This is a genomic window from Streptomyces sp. NPDC048291, from assembly GCF_043201715.1.
Taxonomy (GTDB): Bacteria; Actinomycetota; Actinomycetes; order Streptomycetales; family Streptomycetaceae; genus Streptomyces.
In genome coordinates this window covers 392049-408822 of sequence record NZ_JBICZC010000005.1, presented here as the reverse complement: position 1 = coordinate 408822, position 16774 = coordinate 392049, and the positions used below count along the sequence as shown (strand labels likewise).

Annotated in this window: 16 protein-coding genes; 12 read left to right on the top strand and 4 right to left on the bottom strand. The window is 73.4% G+C overall.

What is annotated here, in order from left to right; genetic code table 11:
* Positions 1 to 4: 4 nt before the first annotated feature.
* From ACGF5O_RS15745 to ACGF5O_RS15730, 4 genes are all read left to right on the top strand, one after another.
* On the top strand, positions 5 to 1459 hold the full coding sequence (locus tag ACGF5O_RS15745; RefSeq protein WP_393810431.1) for a SulP family inorganic anion transporter: 1455 nt from the start codon (positions 5 to 7) through the stop codon (positions 1457 to 1459).
* A gap of 143 nt (positions 1460 to 1602) precedes the next feature.
* A complete protein-coding gene (locus tag ACGF5O_RS15740) occupies positions 1603 to 2436 on the top strand; it encodes a slipin family protein (RefSeq protein ID WP_393810627.1) in 834 nt (277 codons plus the stop codon).
* Between the two features lie 64 nt (positions 2437 to 2500).
* On the top strand, positions 2501 to 3355 hold the full coding sequence (locus tag ACGF5O_RS15735; protein ID WP_393810430.1) for a polysaccharide deacetylase family protein: 855 nt from the start codon (positions 2501 to 2503) through the stop codon (positions 3353 to 3355).
* Between the two features lie 18 nt (positions 3356 to 3373).
* Entirely contained in the window at positions 3374 to 3613 is a 240-nt protein-coding gene (locus ACGF5O_RS15730; RefSeq protein ID WP_393810429.1) for a hypothetical protein, read from the top strand.
* Here ACGF5O_RS15730 and ACGF5O_RS15725 read toward each other — a convergent pair.
* Together ACGF5O_RS15725 and ACGF5O_RS15720 are read right to left on the bottom strand one after the other, a co-directional pair.
* On the bottom strand, positions 3591 to 4262 hold the full coding sequence (locus tag ACGF5O_RS15725) for an ABC transporter (protein WP_393810428.1): 672 nt from the start codon (positions 4260 to 4262) through the stop codon (positions 3591 to 3593). The two genes, ACGF5O_RS15730 and ACGF5O_RS15725, sit on opposite strands and share 23 nt — an antisense overlap.
* Positions 4259 to 5131, bottom strand: a complete 873-nt coding sequence (locus ACGF5O_RS15720) for an ATP-binding cassette domain-containing protein (RefSeq protein ID WP_393810427.1) — start codon at positions 5129 to 5131, stop codon at positions 4259 to 4261. Before ACGF5O_RS15720 ends, ACGF5O_RS15725 begins: the two co-directional genes overlap by 4 nt.
* Before the next feature lie 107 nt (positions 5132 to 5238).
* Here ACGF5O_RS15720 and ACGF5O_RS15715 point away from each other — a divergent pair, with 107 nt between their 5' ends.
* The 6 genes from ACGF5O_RS15715 to ACGF5O_RS15690 all read left to right on the top strand — a co-directional run bounded on the left by ACGF5O_RS15715 (position 5239) and on the right by ACGF5O_RS15690 (position 12067).
* A complete protein-coding gene (locus ACGF5O_RS15715; RefSeq protein WP_393810426.1) occupies positions 5239 to 5931 on the top strand; it encodes an aminoacyl-tRNA hydrolase in 693 nt (230 codons plus the stop codon).
* 106 nt (positions 5932 to 6037) lie between these two features.
* Positions 6038 to 6832, top strand: coding sequence for a DUF4142 domain-containing protein (locus ACGF5O_RS15710; RefSeq protein WP_393810425.1), 795 nt, complete (start codon positions 6038 to 6040; stop codon positions 6830 to 6832).
* A 188-nt stretch (positions 6833 to 7020) separates the two neighbouring features.
* The gene (locus ACGF5O_RS15705) at positions 7021 to 8301 is read left to right on the top strand and encodes a DUF692 domain-containing protein (protein WP_393810424.1); all 1281 of its coding nucleotides are present in this window, start codon (positions 7021 to 7023) and stop codon (positions 8299 to 8301) included.
* Positions 8302 to 8592: 291 nt separating this feature from the next.
* A complete protein-coding gene (locus ACGF5O_RS15700) occupies positions 8593 to 9390 on the top strand; it encodes a DUF4142 domain-containing protein (RefSeq protein ID WP_393810423.1) in 798 nt (265 codons plus the stop codon).
* Positions 9391 to 9486: 96 nt separating this feature from the next.
* A complete protein-coding gene (locus tag ACGF5O_RS15695; RefSeq protein WP_393810422.1) occupies positions 9487 to 10266 on the top strand; it encodes a TIGR04222 domain-containing membrane protein in 780 nt (259 codons plus the stop codon).
* Between the two features lie 154 nt (positions 10267 to 10420).
* Entirely contained in the window at positions 10421 to 12067 is a 1647-nt protein-coding gene (locus ACGF5O_RS15690; RefSeq protein ID WP_393810421.1) for an alpha/beta hydrolase, read from the top strand.
* A gap of 6 nt (positions 12068 to 12073) precedes the next feature.
* On the opposite strand, the gene hemQ is transcribed toward ACGF5O_RS15690, so the two are convergent.
* Together hemQ and hemG are read right to left on the bottom strand one after the other, a co-directional pair.
* A complete protein-coding gene (gene hemQ / locus ACGF5O_RS15685) occupies positions 12074 to 12805 on the bottom strand; it encodes a hydrogen peroxide-dependent heme synthase (protein ID WP_393810420.1) in 732 nt (243 codons plus the stop codon).
* 5 nt (positions 12806 to 12810) lie between these two features.
* On the bottom strand, positions 12811 to 14262 hold the full coding sequence (gene hemG, locus ACGF5O_RS15680) for a protoporphyrinogen oxidase (protein WP_393810419.1): 1452 nt from the start codon (positions 14260 to 14262) through the stop codon (positions 12811 to 12813).
* A gap of 154 nt (positions 14263 to 14416) precedes the next feature.
* Here hemG and ACGF5O_RS15675 point away from each other — a divergent pair, with 154 nt between their 5' ends.
* Both ACGF5O_RS15675 and ACGF5O_RS15670 read left to right on the top strand, forming a co-directional pair.
* Positions 14417 to 15319 carry a DUF4349 domain-containing protein gene (locus ACGF5O_RS15675; RefSeq protein WP_393810418.1) on the top strand — a complete coding sequence of 301 codons (903 nt, stop codon included), beginning with the start codon at positions 14417 to 14419 and terminating at the stop codon, positions 15317 to 15319.
* 37 nt (positions 15320 to 15356) lie between these two features.
* On the top strand, positions 15357 to 16748 hold the full coding sequence (locus ACGF5O_RS15670) for an FAD-dependent oxidoreductase (protein ID WP_393810417.1): 1392 nt from the start codon (positions 15357 to 15359) through the stop codon (positions 16746 to 16748).
* The last annotated feature ends 26 nt before the right edge of the window (positions 16749 to 16774 follow it).

Genomic DNA, 16774 nt, shown 5'->3' with positions numbered 1-16774 from the left:
CGCGATGACCAAGTTCCCTTACATACGTCAGGACTTCGCCGCCTCCCTCGTCGTCTTCCTGGTCGCGCTCCCGCTCTGCGTGGGCGTGGCCGTCGCCTCCGGTGTCCCGGCCGAACTCGGCCTGGTCACCGGCATCGTGGGCGGTCTCGTCACCGGGCTGCTGCGGGGCAGCAGCCTTCAGGTGTCGGGGCCGGCCGCCGGCCTGACCGTGCTCGTCTTCGAGGCGGTGCGGGAGTTCGGGCTGCCGCTGCTCGGCGTGATCGTGCTGATCACCGGCCTCCTCCAGATCACCATGGGCGTCCTGCGGCTGGGGCGCTGGTTCCGGGCCATCTCGGTCTCGGTCGTCGAGGGCATGCTGGCCGGAATCGGCCTGGTGCTGATCGCCGGTCAGCTGTATCCGGCGCTCGCCGCCAAGGCCCCCGAGTCCGGCCCCGGCAAGATAGCGGGGCTGCCCGGGGCGTTCCTGGACGCCCTCGGGGACGGCGGGGCGCTGGCCTCGCTCGCCCTCGGCGCGGGCACGATCGCGGTCCTGGTGCTGTGGAAGTACGCCCCGGCGAAGGTGCGGACGGTCCCCGGACCGCTGGCCGCCGTCGGCCTCGCCACCCTGGCCGCCTTCGCCCTGGGCCTCCCGGTCGCCACCGTCGAGGTGCACGGACTGCTGGACTCCGTCCAGCCGCCGCCGCTCAGCGCCTTCGGCGAACTGGCGAGCGCCGGGGTGATCGGCACGATCGTCGCGTTCACCCTGATCGCGTCCGCCGAGTCGCTGTTCAGCGCGGCGGCCGTGGACCGGCTGCACAACGGTCCGCGCACCCGGTACAACCAGGAACTGATCGCCCAGGGCGCGGGCAACGCGCTCTGCGGGGTGCTCGGCGCGCTGCCGATGACCGCGGTGATCGTGCGCAGTGCGGCCAACGTCCAGGCGGGCGCCCGCACCAAGGCGTCCCGGGTGCTGCACGGCGTCTGGCTGCTGCTGTTCGCGGCCCTGCTGCCGGGAGTCCTGAGCTACATACCGATCCCGGCGCTGGCCGGAATCCTGGTCTACTCGGGCGCCAAGCTGATCCCGGTGCGCGCGCTGGCCGTGCTGTGGCGGGAGCACCGGGGCGAGGCGGTCGTCCTCGTCGTCACGGCGGTGTCGATCGTCGCGGTGAGCATGTTCGAGGGCGTGCTGATCGGGCTCGCCCTGTCGATCGTCAAGACCGCCTGGGAGGCCTCGCACCTGAAGCTGGAGGTCGTCGACAAGGGCGCGGGCCCGATCGACGCCTACCTGTCGGGCAACGCGACCTTCCTGCGGCTGCCGAAGATCCTCGACAGCCTGGAGGCGCTGCCCCAGGACCGCCCGATCCGGGTGGACCTCTCCGGGCTGCACCACCTCGATCACGCCTGCCGGACCGCGCTGGAGAGCTGGGCCCAGCGGCACAGCGACGCGGACACCGAGCCGGTGAAGGTCACGGCCGCCTGAACCGGCGGCCGCCCCGGGCCGGGGTGCCGACGCCCCTCGGCACCCCGGCCCGGACCTGGGACCAGAGGCCGTGGCCCCGACCGTCCCCTCGGGCATATCGTTACAGCAACAGACATATCGGTCCTCTTTACCTGGGGGTCGTGATGGTTCAGGAGCTGCTGGTCGCGTTGGTGGCGGCGCTGTGCGTCGGCGCGCTGTACGTGGCCGCCGGTGCGCGGGTCGTCAAGCAGTACGAGCAGGGTGTGCTGTTCCGGCTGGGCCGCGTCTCCGGTGACGTGCGGACGCCCGGCTTCAATCTGGTGATCCCGTTCGTGGACCGGTTGCACAAGGTCAACCTGCAGATCGTGACGCTGCCGGTCCCCGCCCAGGAGGGCATCACCCGGGACAACGTCACCGTGCGCGTGGACGCGGTCGTCTACTTCCGGGTGGTCGACGCGGTGAGCGCGCTGGTCAAGGTCGAGGACTACAAGTTCGCCGTCTCGCAGATGGCCCAGACCTCACTGCGCTCCATCATCGGCAAGAGCGACCTGGACGACCTGCTCTCCAACCGCGAGAAGCTCAACCAGGGTCTGGAGCTGATGATCGACAGCCCGGCCGTGGGCTGGGGCGTGCAGGTGGACCGGGTCGAGATCAAGGACGTGTCCCTGCCGGACACGATGAAGCGCTCGATGGCCCGCCAGGCCGAGGCCGACCGGGAGCGCCGGGCCCGGATCATCAACGCCGACGCCGAACTCCAGGCCTCGAAGAAGCTGGCGGAGGCGGCGCAGCAGATGGCGGCCACCCCGTCGGCCCTGCAACTGCGGCTGCTCCAGACGATCGTGGCGGTGGCCGCCGAGAAGAACTCCACGCTGGTCCTGCCGTTCCCGGTGGAGCTGCTGCGATTCCTGGAGCGGGCCGGCGGACAGCCGGGGCCGAACGGCGACACCCCGGCCGGGATCGGCGAGAGCGCCGCCCGGACGGGACCGCCGCCCGGGTGACCCGGTGCCGTACCGCCCGCCGCGCCACACCGGAAAATAGGACATACCGACCTACGTTCGTACGGTGATCCGACTAGCACGCCGTCTTCCCGGTACGACCACCGTATGCGTCGCCCTGGGCGCCGCGCTCGCCGCCTGCGGCACCACCGAGGCCCCGCACGCCGGACCCCCGGCTCCTCCCAAGGCCTCCTCCTCCGCCACCCCGCCGCCCACGCTCGCCCCCGGGCCCGGCGGCACGGCACCCGTCTTCACCAACGGCCCGCGCACCCTGGGCAAGACCGTCGCCCTGACCTTCGACGCCGACATGACCGCCGACCAGGGGCCGCGCGCGGCCAAGGGCGAGCACTTCGACAACCCGGCGCTGATCGCCACCCTGCGCAGGCTGAAGGTGCCGGCCACGATCTTCATGACCGGCCGCTGGGCCGACGAGTACCCGGCCCAGGCCCGCTCCCTGGGCCGCGACCCGCAGTTCGAGGTCGCCAACCACTCCTACAGCCACTACGCGTTCACCGGCGACTGCTACGGCCTGCCGACCGTCGCCGCCGCGAACATGAAGTCGGACGTGGAGCGCGCCTACGCCGCCCTGCTCCGCGCCGGGGTGCCGCACCCGATGCCGTACTTCCGCTTCCCCGGCGGCTGCTACGACCGGCAGGCGCTGCGCGCGGTCGGCGCGCTCGGGGTCACCGCGGTGCAGTGGGACGTGGTGAGCGGCGACGCGTTCGCGACGGACGCCGACGCGGTGACCAAGCAGGTCCTGGACGGCGTGAAGCCCGGTTCCGTGGTCGTCATGCACTGCACCCGCAGCGCCGCCCCGACCACCGAACAGGTGGTGCGGACCGTCGTACCGGAACTACGCGAACGGGGCTTCCGGTTCGTGAAGGTCTCCGAGCTGATCGGGGAGACGCCGGGTCACCGGTGACCGTCCTACGCTGGAGACATGAGCGACGAACGGCACGAGGGCTACTGCACGATCACCGAGGGCGCGAAGCCGCCGAAGGCGGACGGGCCGCCGTACGCGGAGTGTGTGCTGTGCCGGGAGCCGACGGAGTACCCGCAGTCGTACAAGGGCATCACGATGTGTCCGCGGTGCTGGGGGTCCCCCCGCTCGAGCGAAGCCGAGAGTGGGGGAGGCAGGAGGCCAGCGGAGCGCCTGTTCAGGGTGAGCGGCGGCCGTTGAGGGCGCAGGCCGTCGCGAAGGCCGCGGTGGCAAGCAGGGCCGCCGCGGCCGTCGGCAGCGGGGAGACCGGGATCCGGCCGGACTCCGAGCCGGTGACCAGGCCGCTGACCGCCGCGTGGGCCGGGGAACCGGCGAGCACCGTGGAGAGCAGCGCGGCCAGCAGCATCGCGGGCACCGCCCGGCCCGGCGAGCGCAGCAGCGGCCGGTTGGTGAGCGCGCCGACGGCCGTGCCGAGCAGCGCGCAGGCGAGGGTCGCGAGCAGACCGGCGGCCCCGGCCCGCAGGGGTGACACGGGCAGCTGGTGGTCGTTGGTGGCGTGCCGGCTGATCGCCGTCACGACCAGGGTGGCGGCCGTGCCGAGCAGCGCGGCGGCGAAGAGGGCGGTGAGCAGGGCGGCCAGATGGGCCCTGGCCGGGCCGCGGGCCGCCGTGACACAGGCCCGGGCGGCCGGCGGTTCGCCCGTGACGCAGATCCGCACCAGCCAGGCGGCCACCGGCAGCAGCGCGGCGGCCGTGTAGCCGAGCGAGTCCAGCACCGGCTGACCGCTCTGCACGCCCACGCCCAGGAACACCGCGTACAGGATCACCGGGGGCAGCCAGCGCTGGGAGCGCAGGAGGAGAGCGGTCTGGTAGCGCAGGAGTGCGGTCATGGGCGGTCTTTCTCGTCCGGCGGGACGTGCGGGGGGCTGACGGAGACCACGTGCCAGGGCGGGCGGGACGTGAGCAGGGCACGCAGGACCACGTCCGAGTGGGACGCGGGAACCGTAAGACGGTAGGTGCCGGGGCTCGGTTCCTCCGCCGAGGCCGCCGCGCGGGTCGCGTCCGCGGGCAGCCGGCCGCCGGCCGGGCCCCGCACGGTGACGACGGTGAGCGGGGCGCCAGGTGGAGTCTCCTGGGCGGTACGGGGTTCGAGGGTGCCGCCGACGACCCGGTGGATCGCGTCGGGCGCGCCCGCGAGCCGCCGGGGATCGTGGTCGACGAACAGCACGGCACCCCCCGCTGCGGTGCGCTCGGCGACCGCCCGCTCCAGTTCCGCGCGGGCCTCGGCGTCCAGGCCGGTCCAGGCCTCGTCGAGGACGAGGAGTTCGGGGTCGGCGAGCAGCGCCTGGGCGACGGCGACCTTCTGGCTGGTGCCCTTGGAGAGCTGGGCCATGGGCGTGCCCGCGTAGGCCGCGGCGCCGAACCGCTCCAGCCAGTCCGCCGCGCGGGCGGCGGCCGACCTGCGGGATAGACCGTGGACGGTGCCGAGATGGGTGAGGTAGCCGGCGGGGGTGAAGGGGAGGGCCGAGGGGAAGCGCTCGGGGACGTACGCGCTGCGGGGGCGGCCGGTGACGCGGCCCTCGGTGGGGGTGTCTATGCCGGCGACGATGCGGAGCAGGGTGGACTTGCCGGTGCCGTTGGCCCCTTCCACGCGGGTGAGGGAGCCGGGGGTGAGGGTGAGGTCGACGCCTCTTAACACCCAGGGGCCGCGTATGCCGTAGCGGCGGCCTACGCGGGCCAGTTCAAGATCACGGTGCATGGGAACATTGTGGGGCGGGACCGGAGTGGTTGGTTGCGGTGGTGTGCGGACCGCGGGTGCGTGGGGGCTGTTCGCGCAGTTCCCCGCGCCCCTTATAGGTTGGTGCGGTGAGCGCTCCTTTCCAGGTCTCGGCGAACAGTCGGGACGAAGCACCCCAGTTCGTGCTGCCTCTTGTCGTGCGGATCGAGAAGTCGGCACCGCCGGCCCGCACCGATGCTCTTGAAACCGCGGCTCGGGCCGTTCTCGTGATGCTCAGTGATGAGCGCGCCCTGGGGGACGGTGAGTGGGCGCAGGCCGTTCGGGACTGGGAGGACGCGCGGATCCGGAAGGTCGTGCGGCGGGCGCGGGGGGCCGAGTGGCGGCGGGCCGGGGAGCTGCCCGGGATCACCCTCACGGGGAAGTCGGCCGAGGTACGGGTGTTTCCGCCGGTTCCCCTGGACGGGTGGCCCAGGGAGCTGGCCAAGCTGCAGGTGTCCGGGACCGAGCTGGACGACCCCGAACCGCCCACGGACGCCGACCGGTCCGCGCCCGTGCTGTGGCTGAACCCGGAGCTGGAGATGTCGGCAGGCAAGACGATGGCGCAGGCCGGGCACGGGGCCCAACTGGCCTGGTGGGCGCTGCCGGAGGAGGAGCGGGAGGCATGGCGCGACGCCGGGTTCCCGCTCGCCGTGCGCAGCGCGGACCCGGCCGAGTGGCGTGAACTGACCGAGAGCGGGCTGCCGTTGGTGCGGGACGCCGGGTTCACCGAGATCGCGCCGGGCAGTTGCACGGTGGTCGCGGACCATCCCTCACTTCGCTGAGCTGCGGTTTTTTAACTCCCCTGGCAAACTTTGCCGTTTGTTTGAACACCGCTGCCGCCGCACCCGTACGTCCTGGCACTGAACCAGCGACACGGGGAGGCATCCCTTGCGGCGTTTGAACCCAACGGCCCTCATTCTGGCGACCCTCGCCGCTACCGTCGGCGCGCTCGTGTACCCCGTGTGGTCGTACGCCGACCGCTCGGGCACCGGGCAGGCCAACGTTGCGGCGGGGACCGTGATGACCGAGTGGGGCCCGTTGACGGCCTCCGACCGCGATCTGATCGTGCGGGTCCGGCTGGCCGGGCTGTGGGAGCTGCCGGCCGGGCAGCAGGCCATCGAGCGGGCGCCCAGCACGGAGATCAAGGCGGCGGGCGACCATCTGATCGTCGGCCACACCGACCTGGACCGGCGGGTCCGGATCGTCGCCGGGCAGCTGGGCGTCGAGCTGCCCAACGTGCCGAACGAGCAGCAGCAGGGCTGGCTCCAGGAGATGTCGGCGGCGACCGGCGCGGAGTACGAGTACAAGTTCGTGAACCTGCTGCGGGCGGCGCACGGCAAGATCTTCCCGGCGATCGGGACGGTACGGAACACCACCCGCAACAGCCTGGTGCGGCAGCTGGCCTCGGACGCCAACCAGACCGTCCTCGACCACATCACGATCCTGGAGAAGACCGGCAAGGTCGACTTCGAGGCCATCGCCAACGAGATCGCCAACGCGACCACGGCCAGCCCGACCGGTCCCGCGGTGCCGGCGCCCGGGATCGTGGTGCCCTCCGCGCCGGCCGCGCAGGCCAGCGGCGACGTGCGCACCACGTCCAGCCCCTCCCCCGGCGAACCGGGCACGGTGAACACCGCGCGCCCCGACCCGGAGGCCTCGCAGGGCGGCGTCCTCAGCCGCTAGCCCGGCAGCTCCCCGGAGCGCGACCCCGAACCTCAAATGTTGCTCTGAAGCGGCAGGCAGCACGGTTCGCGGACGCGCTCCGGGGCCATACCCCCGTCATTCGGAACAGACAGCCGGAACAGACAGCCGGAACAGGCAGTCGGAACAGGCAGTCGGAACAGGCAGTCGGAACAGGAGGGGGGACGGCCATGACCTCGGAGCGACTGGGGACGGGCATCGGCTGGCGGCCGGAGATCGCGGACGCCGTGGAGCGCATGCCGGGCATCGACTGGGTCGAGGTCGTGGCCGAGAACACCTGTCCGGGCCACCTCCCCGACTCGCTGCTGCGGCTGCGCGAGCGCGGGGTGACGGTCGTACCGCACGGCGTCTCGCTGGGTCTCGGCGGCGCGGACCGCCCGGACGAGGACCGGCTCGCCGCGCTCGCCGAGCGGGTGGCGGCGCTGGGGGCGCCGCTGGTCACCGAGCACATCGCGTTCGTCCGCGCGGGCGGGCCGCGCACCGCCTCGCCGGTCCTGGAGGCCGGCCACCTGCTCCCCGTCCCCCGCACCCGGGACGCCCTCGACGTGCTCTGCGAGAACGTCCGCATCGCCCAGGCCGCGCTGCCGGTACCGCTCGCGGTCGAGAACATCGCCGCGCTCGTCTCCTGGCCGGGCGAGGAGATGACCGAGGGGCAGTTCCTGTACGACCTCGTGGACCGTACCGGGGTACGGCTGCTGATCGACGTGGCGAACCTGCACACCAACCACGTCAACCGGGGCGAGGACCCGGCCGAGGCGCTCGCCGGGCTGCCCGTGGAGGCGATCGCGTACGTCCACGTCGCGGGCGGCTTCGAGCGGGACGGCGTCTGGCACGACAGCCACGCCCACCCCGTGCCCCCGGCGGTCCTGGACATCCTCACCGGCCTCGCGTCCCGCACCGCGCCGCCGGGTGTGCTGCTGGAACGCGACGAGAACTTCCCGGAACCGGCCGAGCTGGAGCGTGAGCTGGCCGCGATCCGGACGGCGGTCGCGGCCGGCGGTGCGGTGGCCGGCGGCCCCTGGGAGCCCTCGCCGGCGGCTCCCGCACCCGAGGTCCCCGACGCCACCCGGCAGCGGGTCGGTCTCGCGCAGACCGCGGTGCTGTCGTCGCTGGTCGCGGGGACGCCGGTGCCGGAGGGGTTCGACCGGGTGCGGATGGGGGTGCAGGCGCGGGCGCTGGCGGCGAAGCGGGCGGACGTGGTGGCGAAGCTCGCACCGGAGCTGCCGGAGATTCTGGGGGCGGGGTATCGGGCGGCGTTCCTGGCGTACGCGTCGGAGCGGCCGATGACGGACGGCTATCGGCGGGACGCCCTGGAGTTCGCGGGGGACCTGCTGCGGAAGGGACGGCCGGAGGACTGGGCCTCTCGTCGGCGGCTGGACCAGTGGTGGCAGGAGCGGGCGGGATCGGCCCCGCGGCGGTCCCTGGCACGGAGGGTACTGCGGCGGGGCTAGCGCCGGGGGACGCTCACCGGCGCCAGCCGAGTGCCGCCGCGCCCACCCGTGCCGCCCCAGCGGCACGACTGCCCGCAGCTGGGTTTTCGCTTTCAGGGGCGCGGGGAACCGCGCGACCAGCCCCCACCGGCCCGCGGTGAACCGGCTGCCCGCGGCTGGGCGGCCCCGCAAGGGGCGCGGGGAACCGCGCGACCGGCCCCCACCGTCCCGCGGCCGAAGGACCTTCCTCGGCCCCTCGGTAATATGCCAACCCCGCACGGCGAAGCCCCACCGTGCGGTGCAGGAGGCATCATGCGCGCGCGATCCAGACCCCCCGTCCAGGGACGAGGCATATTCAGCGGTACCGGGCTGATCATCGTCTGTCTGGCGGCGACCCTCGCCGCCCTGGTGTTCCCGATCTGGTCGTACGCCGACCGGTCGGACCCCACCGGCTCGGTGAACGTGCTCAGCGCCCAGACCGTGTCCACGGCGTACGGCCCGCTGTCCGCGCAGGACCGGGACTTCATCGTCAAGGTCCGCCTCGCCGGGCTCTGGGAGCTGCCCGCCGGGGAGCTGGCGGAGCAGAAGGGCACCACAGCCGCCGTACGGACGGCAGGACAGCACCTCGTCGACGGGCACACCTCCCTCGACGCCCACGTCCGCACCGTCGCCACCCAGCTCGGCGTGCCGATCCCGAACAGCCCGAACACCCAGCAGCAGCAGTGGCTCGCCACGCTGAACGCCGCGCAGGGCCAGGACTTCGACCGCGAGTTCGCGAACATCGTGCGGCTGGCGCACGGCCGGGTCTTCTCCGTGGTCGCCCAGGTCCGCGCCGCCACCCAGAACACCCTGGTCCGCGATCTCGCCGACGACGCCAACACCACCGTCCTGGACCACATCAAGGTCCTGGAGGCGACCGGCTACGTCGACTTCGGCACGCTGGCGCAGCAGTTGGCCACCACGCCCTCCCCCGTCGCCGCACCGCCCGTCGTCGCCCCGGCGGACGCGACCCCGGTCGCGTCGGGGCCGGCACCGGCCCCCTCGCCGTCCCCGACGTACACGCTGCCGCCCGCCACCGCCGGCCCGGACCCGGTCTCCGCCAATCCCTGACCTGCGTGGGAAACGGAACGTCACATACCCACAACACTCGGTCCGGAATGTGAACAGGGCATGGCGGTGGCCAGGACCCTGGCATAGAAACGTGTCATGTTCTGGGTCCTTCTCCTGCTCCTGGCCTGGGCCGTCGCCGGCACCGCCTGCACCCGGTTGTGCCTGGCCGCCGTACGGACGGCGGCCGTCGGCGCGGACGCGGGCCACGGGCACGATCTGACGCTGTACGAGGCCGCGTTCCTGTCCGGCGGGCCCGCGCGGGTCGCCGACCTGACGCTGGTGTCCATGGCCCGGGAGCAGCGGCTGCTGCTCGCCCACACCGGCTGGGCGACCGTCGTGGACCCGCGGGCGCGGGACGACATGGAGCGGTCGGTGATCGGGGCCATCGGGCCCGAGGGGCAGTCACGGATAGCGCCGGTGCGCTCGGCGGCGGCCGACACGGACGCCGTGCGCAGTCTCGGCGAGGGGCTGGTGCGGGCCGGGCTCGCGGTGCCCGACGCGGCGGCGCGGACGACCGTGGCCTCCGGTGTCCGGCAGGTCCGGGCCGCCGCGCTGGCCATCCTCGGGCTCGGAGTCGCCGCGCTCACGCTGCCCGCGCCGACCGAGATGCCGCGCGACCTGGTCGCCGTCTGGTTCGCGCTGCCCCTCACCCTGACGCTGAGCTGCCTGGCCATCGCCCGGGTCGAGGCGCACCCGTACTCGCGCTGGGCCTCCCCGGCCGGCCAGCGGCTCCTCGGCTCGCTGAACCGGCGGGCGAACCGCGCGGCCGACGACCAGTCGCTGCTGGCCTCGGTCGCCGTCCGGGGCATCCGCGCGATCGGTGAGCCGGAGCTGCGTGCGGCCTTCGCACACCGGGACCAGCTGCCACGGGAGTGAGCGGGGGCGCATAGGGGGCAATGCGCCGACACCGGCCCGATGGTGCTTGCCTTCCCCCTCAACCGGTCGAAATATCCCTTTTATTGCTGCCGTGCAGTCGCTGCGGTGCCCTTGCCGCCACGCCACCGCAGCCGTTGCTCCGAAGGGATACGCCATGAGAGCCCCCGCCCTGTACTCGGCCGCCGGGTCACTGATCCTGACCACCCTGGCCGCCGCCCCGGCCGGGAGCGCCCCCCGCGTCCCGGACACGGCGGCGGCCGAACTGCACGGCACCGCCGTCGCCGCCGCGCGGGCGCGCGCCGCGGGCATCGACTTCGGCAGGTGCGCCGCCGGCCTGGAGGCGCCGGACACCTTCCGGTGCGGCACGGTGAGCGTCCCGCTGGACTACGCGCACCCGGACGGCAAGCAGATCAGACTGACCGTCAGCCGGGTGGCGGCCACCCACAAGGACCCGCACAACAGCAAGCGCAGGGTGCCCCGGCAGGGCGTCCTGGTCTACAACCCGGGCGGGCCCGGCGCCTCCGGCATGCTCTTCCCGATGGTCGGCGCACTGCCCGAGTGGAAGCGCATCGCCGCCGCCTACGACCTGGTCGGGTACGCCCCGCGCGGCGTCGACCGCTCCGCCCCGCTGTCCTGCGTCGACCCCAGGCACTTCTACAAGGCGCCGTCGCAGTCGCCGACGCACCCCTCCGAGGAGTACAAGAAGGCCCGGATCAAGGAGGCGAAGGCGTACGCGCAAGGCTGCCTGAAGCGCTCCGGGAGCAAGCTGCGCCACTACACCTCGCTCAACAACGCCCGTGACCTGGACGTGCTGCGCGCGGCCCTCGGCGAGAACCGGCTGACCTTCATGGGCGCCTCGTACGGCACCTACTTCGGCGCGCTGTACGCGACCCTCTTCCCCTCGCACGTACGGCGGATGGTGCTGGACTCGGCGGTGAACCCGGACCCGGCGCAGGTCTGGTACCGGAACAACCTGGAGCAGTCGGCGGCGTTCGAGAGCCGCTGGGCGGACTTCCGGGAGTGGATCGCCAGAAACGACGCCGTGTACAAGCTCGGCAACACCGCCGCGAAGGTGCAGGCGAGTTACGACAAGGCCGCCAAGCGCCTGGCGAAGAAGGCGGCCGGCGGGAAGGTCGGGCCGGGGCAGTTGCAGGGCGCGTTCCTGTCGGCCGGGTACTACGACGACTTCTGGCCGAGCCGGGCGGAGGCGCTGTCCAAGTTCCTGAAGGGGGACGCCAAGCCCCTGGTCCGGCTGGCGGCACCGGCGGCGGAGACGGCCGCCGAGGCGGAGAACGGCAACGCGGTCTACACGGCCGTCGAGTGCAACGACACGTCCTGGCCGACGAAGTGGCAGACCTGGAACCGGGACAACACCCGGCTCGCGCGCGTGGCGCCCTTCGAGACCTGGGACAACGCCTTCATGAACCTGCCGTGCGCCTACTGGCCGGTGCCCCGGCAGCAGGCGCTCGACGTGCGGACGGGCCCCGGTGAGCTGCCGCCGACGCTCATCCTGCAGGCCGAGCGGGACGCGGCCACGCCGTACGCGGGCGCGCTGGAGATGAACCGGCGGCTGTCCGACTCGGTGCTGGTGACCGAGCGGGACGCGGGCACGCACGGCATCGGCGGCGGCCCCAACAAGTGCGTGAACGGCTACCTGGAGGCCTACCTGCTGGAGGGCCGGCTCCCGCAGCGGCGCGCCTCGTGCGAAGGGCACGCGGAGCCGAAGGCGACGGCACCGGCCGACCATGCCCGGGGGAAGAACCCGCGGGACTCCCTGAAGGGCAAGGCCGGCCGGCACTGACGACGGTCAGGCGAGGCCCGCGACCAGCTCCGCGATGTCCTTGCGGCGGCCCGTGTAGAACGGGACCTCCTCGCGGACGTGCCGGCGGGCCTCGGAACCGCGCAGGTGGCGCATGAGGTCGACGATGCGGTACAGCTCGTCGGCCTCGAAGGCCAGCACCCACTCGTAGTCGCCGAGCGAGAACGAGGCGACCGTGTTGGCCCGCACGTCCGGGAAGCCGCGGGCCATCTTGCCGTGGTCGGCGAGCATCCGGCGGCGGTCCTCGTCGGCCAGCAGGTACCACTCGTACGACCGCACGAACGGGTACACGCTGACGTAGTCGCGCGGGGTCTCGTCGGCGAGGAACGCCGGGATGTGCGAGCGGTTGAACTCGGCGGGGCGGTGCAGCGCCATGTTCGACCACACCGGCGTGAGCGCGCGGCCCAGCTTCGTGCGGCGGAAGAGGTTGTAGGCCTCCTGGAGCTGGTCGCTGGTCTCGGCGTGCCACCAGATCATCAGGTCGGCGTCGGCGCGCAGCCCGGAGACGTCGTAGGTGCCGCGGACGGTCACGTCCTTGGCGGCGAGCTGGTCGAACAGCTCCTGGACCTCGTCGGCGTAGCCCGCGCGGTCCTCGGGCAGCACGTCCTTCAGCTGGAAGACCGACCACAGGGTGTAGCGGATGACCTCGTTGAGGTCCTTGGCCAGCTTGCCCTTGTTCGGGACCCTGCCGGACTCGGTGGTGGGGGCGTCGTCACTCATGGTCCCTATTCTCCCGCTCCGCCGTGCAGGCTCTGCACCGGGTTGGCCGTCAGCTCCTCGGCCCCGGCGAGGTCGCCCGCCAGCTGGTCCACCGCCGCGTACGCGCTCGCGACGCAGGCGGGGATGCCGACGCCGTCGTACTGCGCGCCGCACACCGCGAGGCCCGGGAGCCTGCCGACGTGCTCGCGGACGCGGGCCACGCGCGCGTGGTGGCCGACCGGGTACTGGGGCAGGCCGTCGGTCCAGCGGGTGACGCGGGTCTCCAGTGGCGTGGCGTCCAGGCCGGTGGCCGCGCGCAGGTCGTGCCGGGAGAGCTCCACGAGCTCGGCGTCCTCGCGGCCGAGGACCGCGGTCTCGCCGTACCGGCCGACCGAGGTGCGCAGGACGACGACGTCGGGGTCCTCGTCGGCGATCCAGCCCCACTTCTGGGAGGCGAAGGTGGACGCCTTGATGGTGCGGCCGTCGACGGGCGGGACGAGGAAGCCGCTGCCGGCCGGGAGGCCGAGCCCGGCGCGGCGGTAGGCGAGGGTGATCAGTGCCATCGAGGCGTACTCGACGGCGGCCAGTTCGGCCGCGGCGGCGGGCGCCTCGGCGCGCAGCAGGCCGGCGGCGACGGGCGCCGGTACGGCGACGACCACGGCGTCGGCGTACAGCACCCGGCCGGGCGTGGCGATCCGCCAGCCCCGGGGTTCCCTGCGCAGTTCGGTCACGGGCGTGCCGGTGAGGATCTCGCCGCCGCGGGCCCGGACCGACTCGGCGACCGCGAGCGGCAGGGTGCCGACGCCGCCCTCGATGCCCATGAAGACCGGCCCGGTCTGCTGGGCCGCGGCCGCCCTGGCCTGGATCTCGCGGACGGCCTCCGTCAGCGAGTCGTGGGTCTTCGCGGCCTGGTAGAGCTGCGGGACCGCGGAGCGCATCGAGATGCGGTACGCGTCGCCCGCGTAGACCCCGCCGAGCAGGGGCTCGACCAGCCGGTCGACGACCTCGCGGCCGAGCCGGGCGGCCACGTACCCGCCCACCGCGACGTCGTCGCCGACCTCGGTGCGGGGCAGGTCGGCGTCGCGCTCGATGCGGGCGAGGCCCTCCTCGGACAGCACGCCGGACAGCGCGGCGGCGGTGCCGGGGACGCCCATGACATGGCCCTTGGGCATGGGGCGCAGCGTGTCCCGGGTCCAGACGGAGGCGGTGGCGGTGGCGGGGGCCTGAAGCCGCTCGCCGAGCCCGGCCTCGCGGGCGAGGGCGACCGCCTCGGGCCTGCGGGCCAGCATGGACTCGGCGCCCAGGTCGACCCGGACGCCCGCGATCTCGCCGGGCAGCAGCTTGCCGCCGACTCGCTCCGAGGCCTCCAGCACGGTCACGCGCGCGCCCCGGTCCAGCAGCCGGTGCGCCGCGGCCAGCCCCGCGATCCCGGCTCCGACGACGACGACCCGGCCCGTGCCCGTACCCGTTGCGCTCATGACCTCACTCTCTCAGACCGCACCGACACTCCCGCCCCGGCCCGGTGACCCGTACGCGTCCGGACCGTGACCGCACCGGAACCGTCGGCCCCGAACGTCCCGCCCCGCCCCGGCGTCGAAGTCGCGTCAGTTGTCACCGTCCCCGGGGGGAACCATGCGCCATCCCGCACGACCCGTACGCCCCGCCCTCGCCGGCCTGCTGCTCGCCGCCGCGCTCGTCCTCACCGGATGCAGCGCGGACGGCGGTTCCGACGGCAGCTCCGCGAGCGATGCCAAGGCCGACGTCAACAGCGCTGCCTCGGAGGCGGCGGGCTCGGCGGGCGCCAAGGACGGCGGCAGCGGGACCGGCAGGACCACGCCCGACCTCACCGTCAACCGGATCATCCGCACCGCCTCGCTGACCGTGCAGGTCAAGGACGTGCCCAAGGCCCTCGACGCGGCCCGCACCACGGCCGAGGACGCCGGCGGCTACGTCGGCGACGAGACCACCACCCGGGACTCCGGGGGCCGCGAACGCACCCGCGTGGTGCTCCGGGTCCCCGCCGAGAAGTACGACGAGGTGCTCGCCGGCCTCCAGGGCTCGGGCAAGCTGATCGACCGCACGGCGAAGGCGCAGGACGTCACCGAGCAGGTGGTCGACGTGGACAGCCGGGTCAGGTCGCAGCGGGCCAGCGTGGCCCGGATCCGCGAGCTGATGGACCGGGCGGCCAAGCTCGGTGACGTGGTCACCCTGGAAGGGGAGTTGAGCAGCCGGGAGGCCGACCTGGAGTCGCTGCTGGCCCGGCAGGCATCCCTGAAGGACCGTACGAGCATGGCCACGATCACGCTGTCGCTCACCCCGACACCGGTGACGAAGGCAGCCGCGAAGGACGACTCCCCGGGGTTCGTGGACGCCCTGTCCGGCGGCTGGCACGTCTTCGTCACCATGCTGCGCTGGATCGCCCTGGCGCTGGGCGCGGCCCTGCCGTTCGCCGCCCTGGCGGCCGTACTGGCACTGCTGTGGTGGCGGCTCGCCCGCCGGCGCCGTACCCCCACGCAGCCCGGCAGCGAGACCTGAGCGAGCCCGAAATGCCCGCGCCCCGTAGCGTGTTCGCATGAGCATGAACGGTGGACGGGAACGACTGGTCGTGATCGGCGGTGACGCCGCGGGCATGTCCGCGGCGTCCCAGGCGCGTCGGCTGCGGGGACCGGACGAGTTGGAGATCGTGGCCTTCGAACGCGGCCACTTCACCTCCTACTCGGCGTGCGGGATCCCGTACTGGGTCGGCGGCGACGTCGAGGAGCGGGACCATCTGATCGCCCGCTCCCCCGAGGAGCACCGCGCGCGTGCGATCGACCTGCGGATGCGCACCGAGGTCACGGAGATCGACGTGGCCGGGAAGCGGGTACGCGCGCGTGACGTCGATTCCGGCGCCGAGTCCTGGACGCCGTACGACAAGCTCGTCATCGGCACCGGCGCCCGCCCGATCCGCCCCGACATGCCGGGCGCGGACGCGCCGGGCGTGCACGGCGTGCAGACCCTGGACGACGGCCAGGCCCTCCTGGACACGCTGGCACGCACGCGTGGCCGCCGGGCCGTGGTGGTCGGCGCCGGCTACATCGGCGTCGAGATGGCCGAGGCGATGATCAACCGGGGCTACGAGGTGACGGTCGTCAACCGCGGCAGCGAGCCGATGTCCACGCTCGACCCGGACATGGGCCGCCTGGTGCACGAGGCCATGGAGGGCCTCGGCATCACCATGGTCGACGACACCGAGGTCACCAAGGTGCTCACCGGCCAGGACGGCAGGGTGCGCGCGGTGGCCACGGAGGACGCCGAGTACCCGGCGGACGTGGTGATCCTGGGCATCGGCGTCCGCCCGGAGACCGGCCTGGCCGAGGCCGCGGGCCTGCCCGTCGGCGCGCACGGCGGCCTCCTCACCGACCTCGCGATGCGGGTGCGCGGGCACGAGGACATCTGGGCGGGCGGCGACTGCGTGGAGGTCCTGAACCTGGTCTCGGGCCAGGAGCAGTACATCCCGCTGGGCACCCACGCCAACAAGCACGGCCAGGTCATCGGCACCAACGTGGGCGGCGGCTACGCCACGTTCCCGGGTGTCGTCGGCACCGCGGTCAGCAAGGTGTGCGACCTGGAGATCGCCCGCACCGGCCTGCGCGAGAAGGACGCGCTCCGGGTGGGCCTGCGGTTCGAGACGGTCACCATCGAGTCCACGAGCCGGGCCGGCTACTACCCCGGCGCCACCCCCATGACGGTCAAGATGCTCGCGGAACGCCGCACGGGCCGCCTGCTCGGCGTCCAGATCGTCGGCCGGGAGGGCGCGGGCAAGCGGGTCGACATCGCGGCGGTCGCCCTCACGGCCAACATGACGGTGGAACAGATGACAGCCCTGGACCTGGGCTACGCCCCACCGTTCTCCCCGGTGTGGGACCCGGTACTCGTGGCCGCGCGCAAGGCAACGGCCAAGGTGCGCAGCGGGACTTTCTGAGCAGCGCCCAGGTCGCCCGCCAAGGG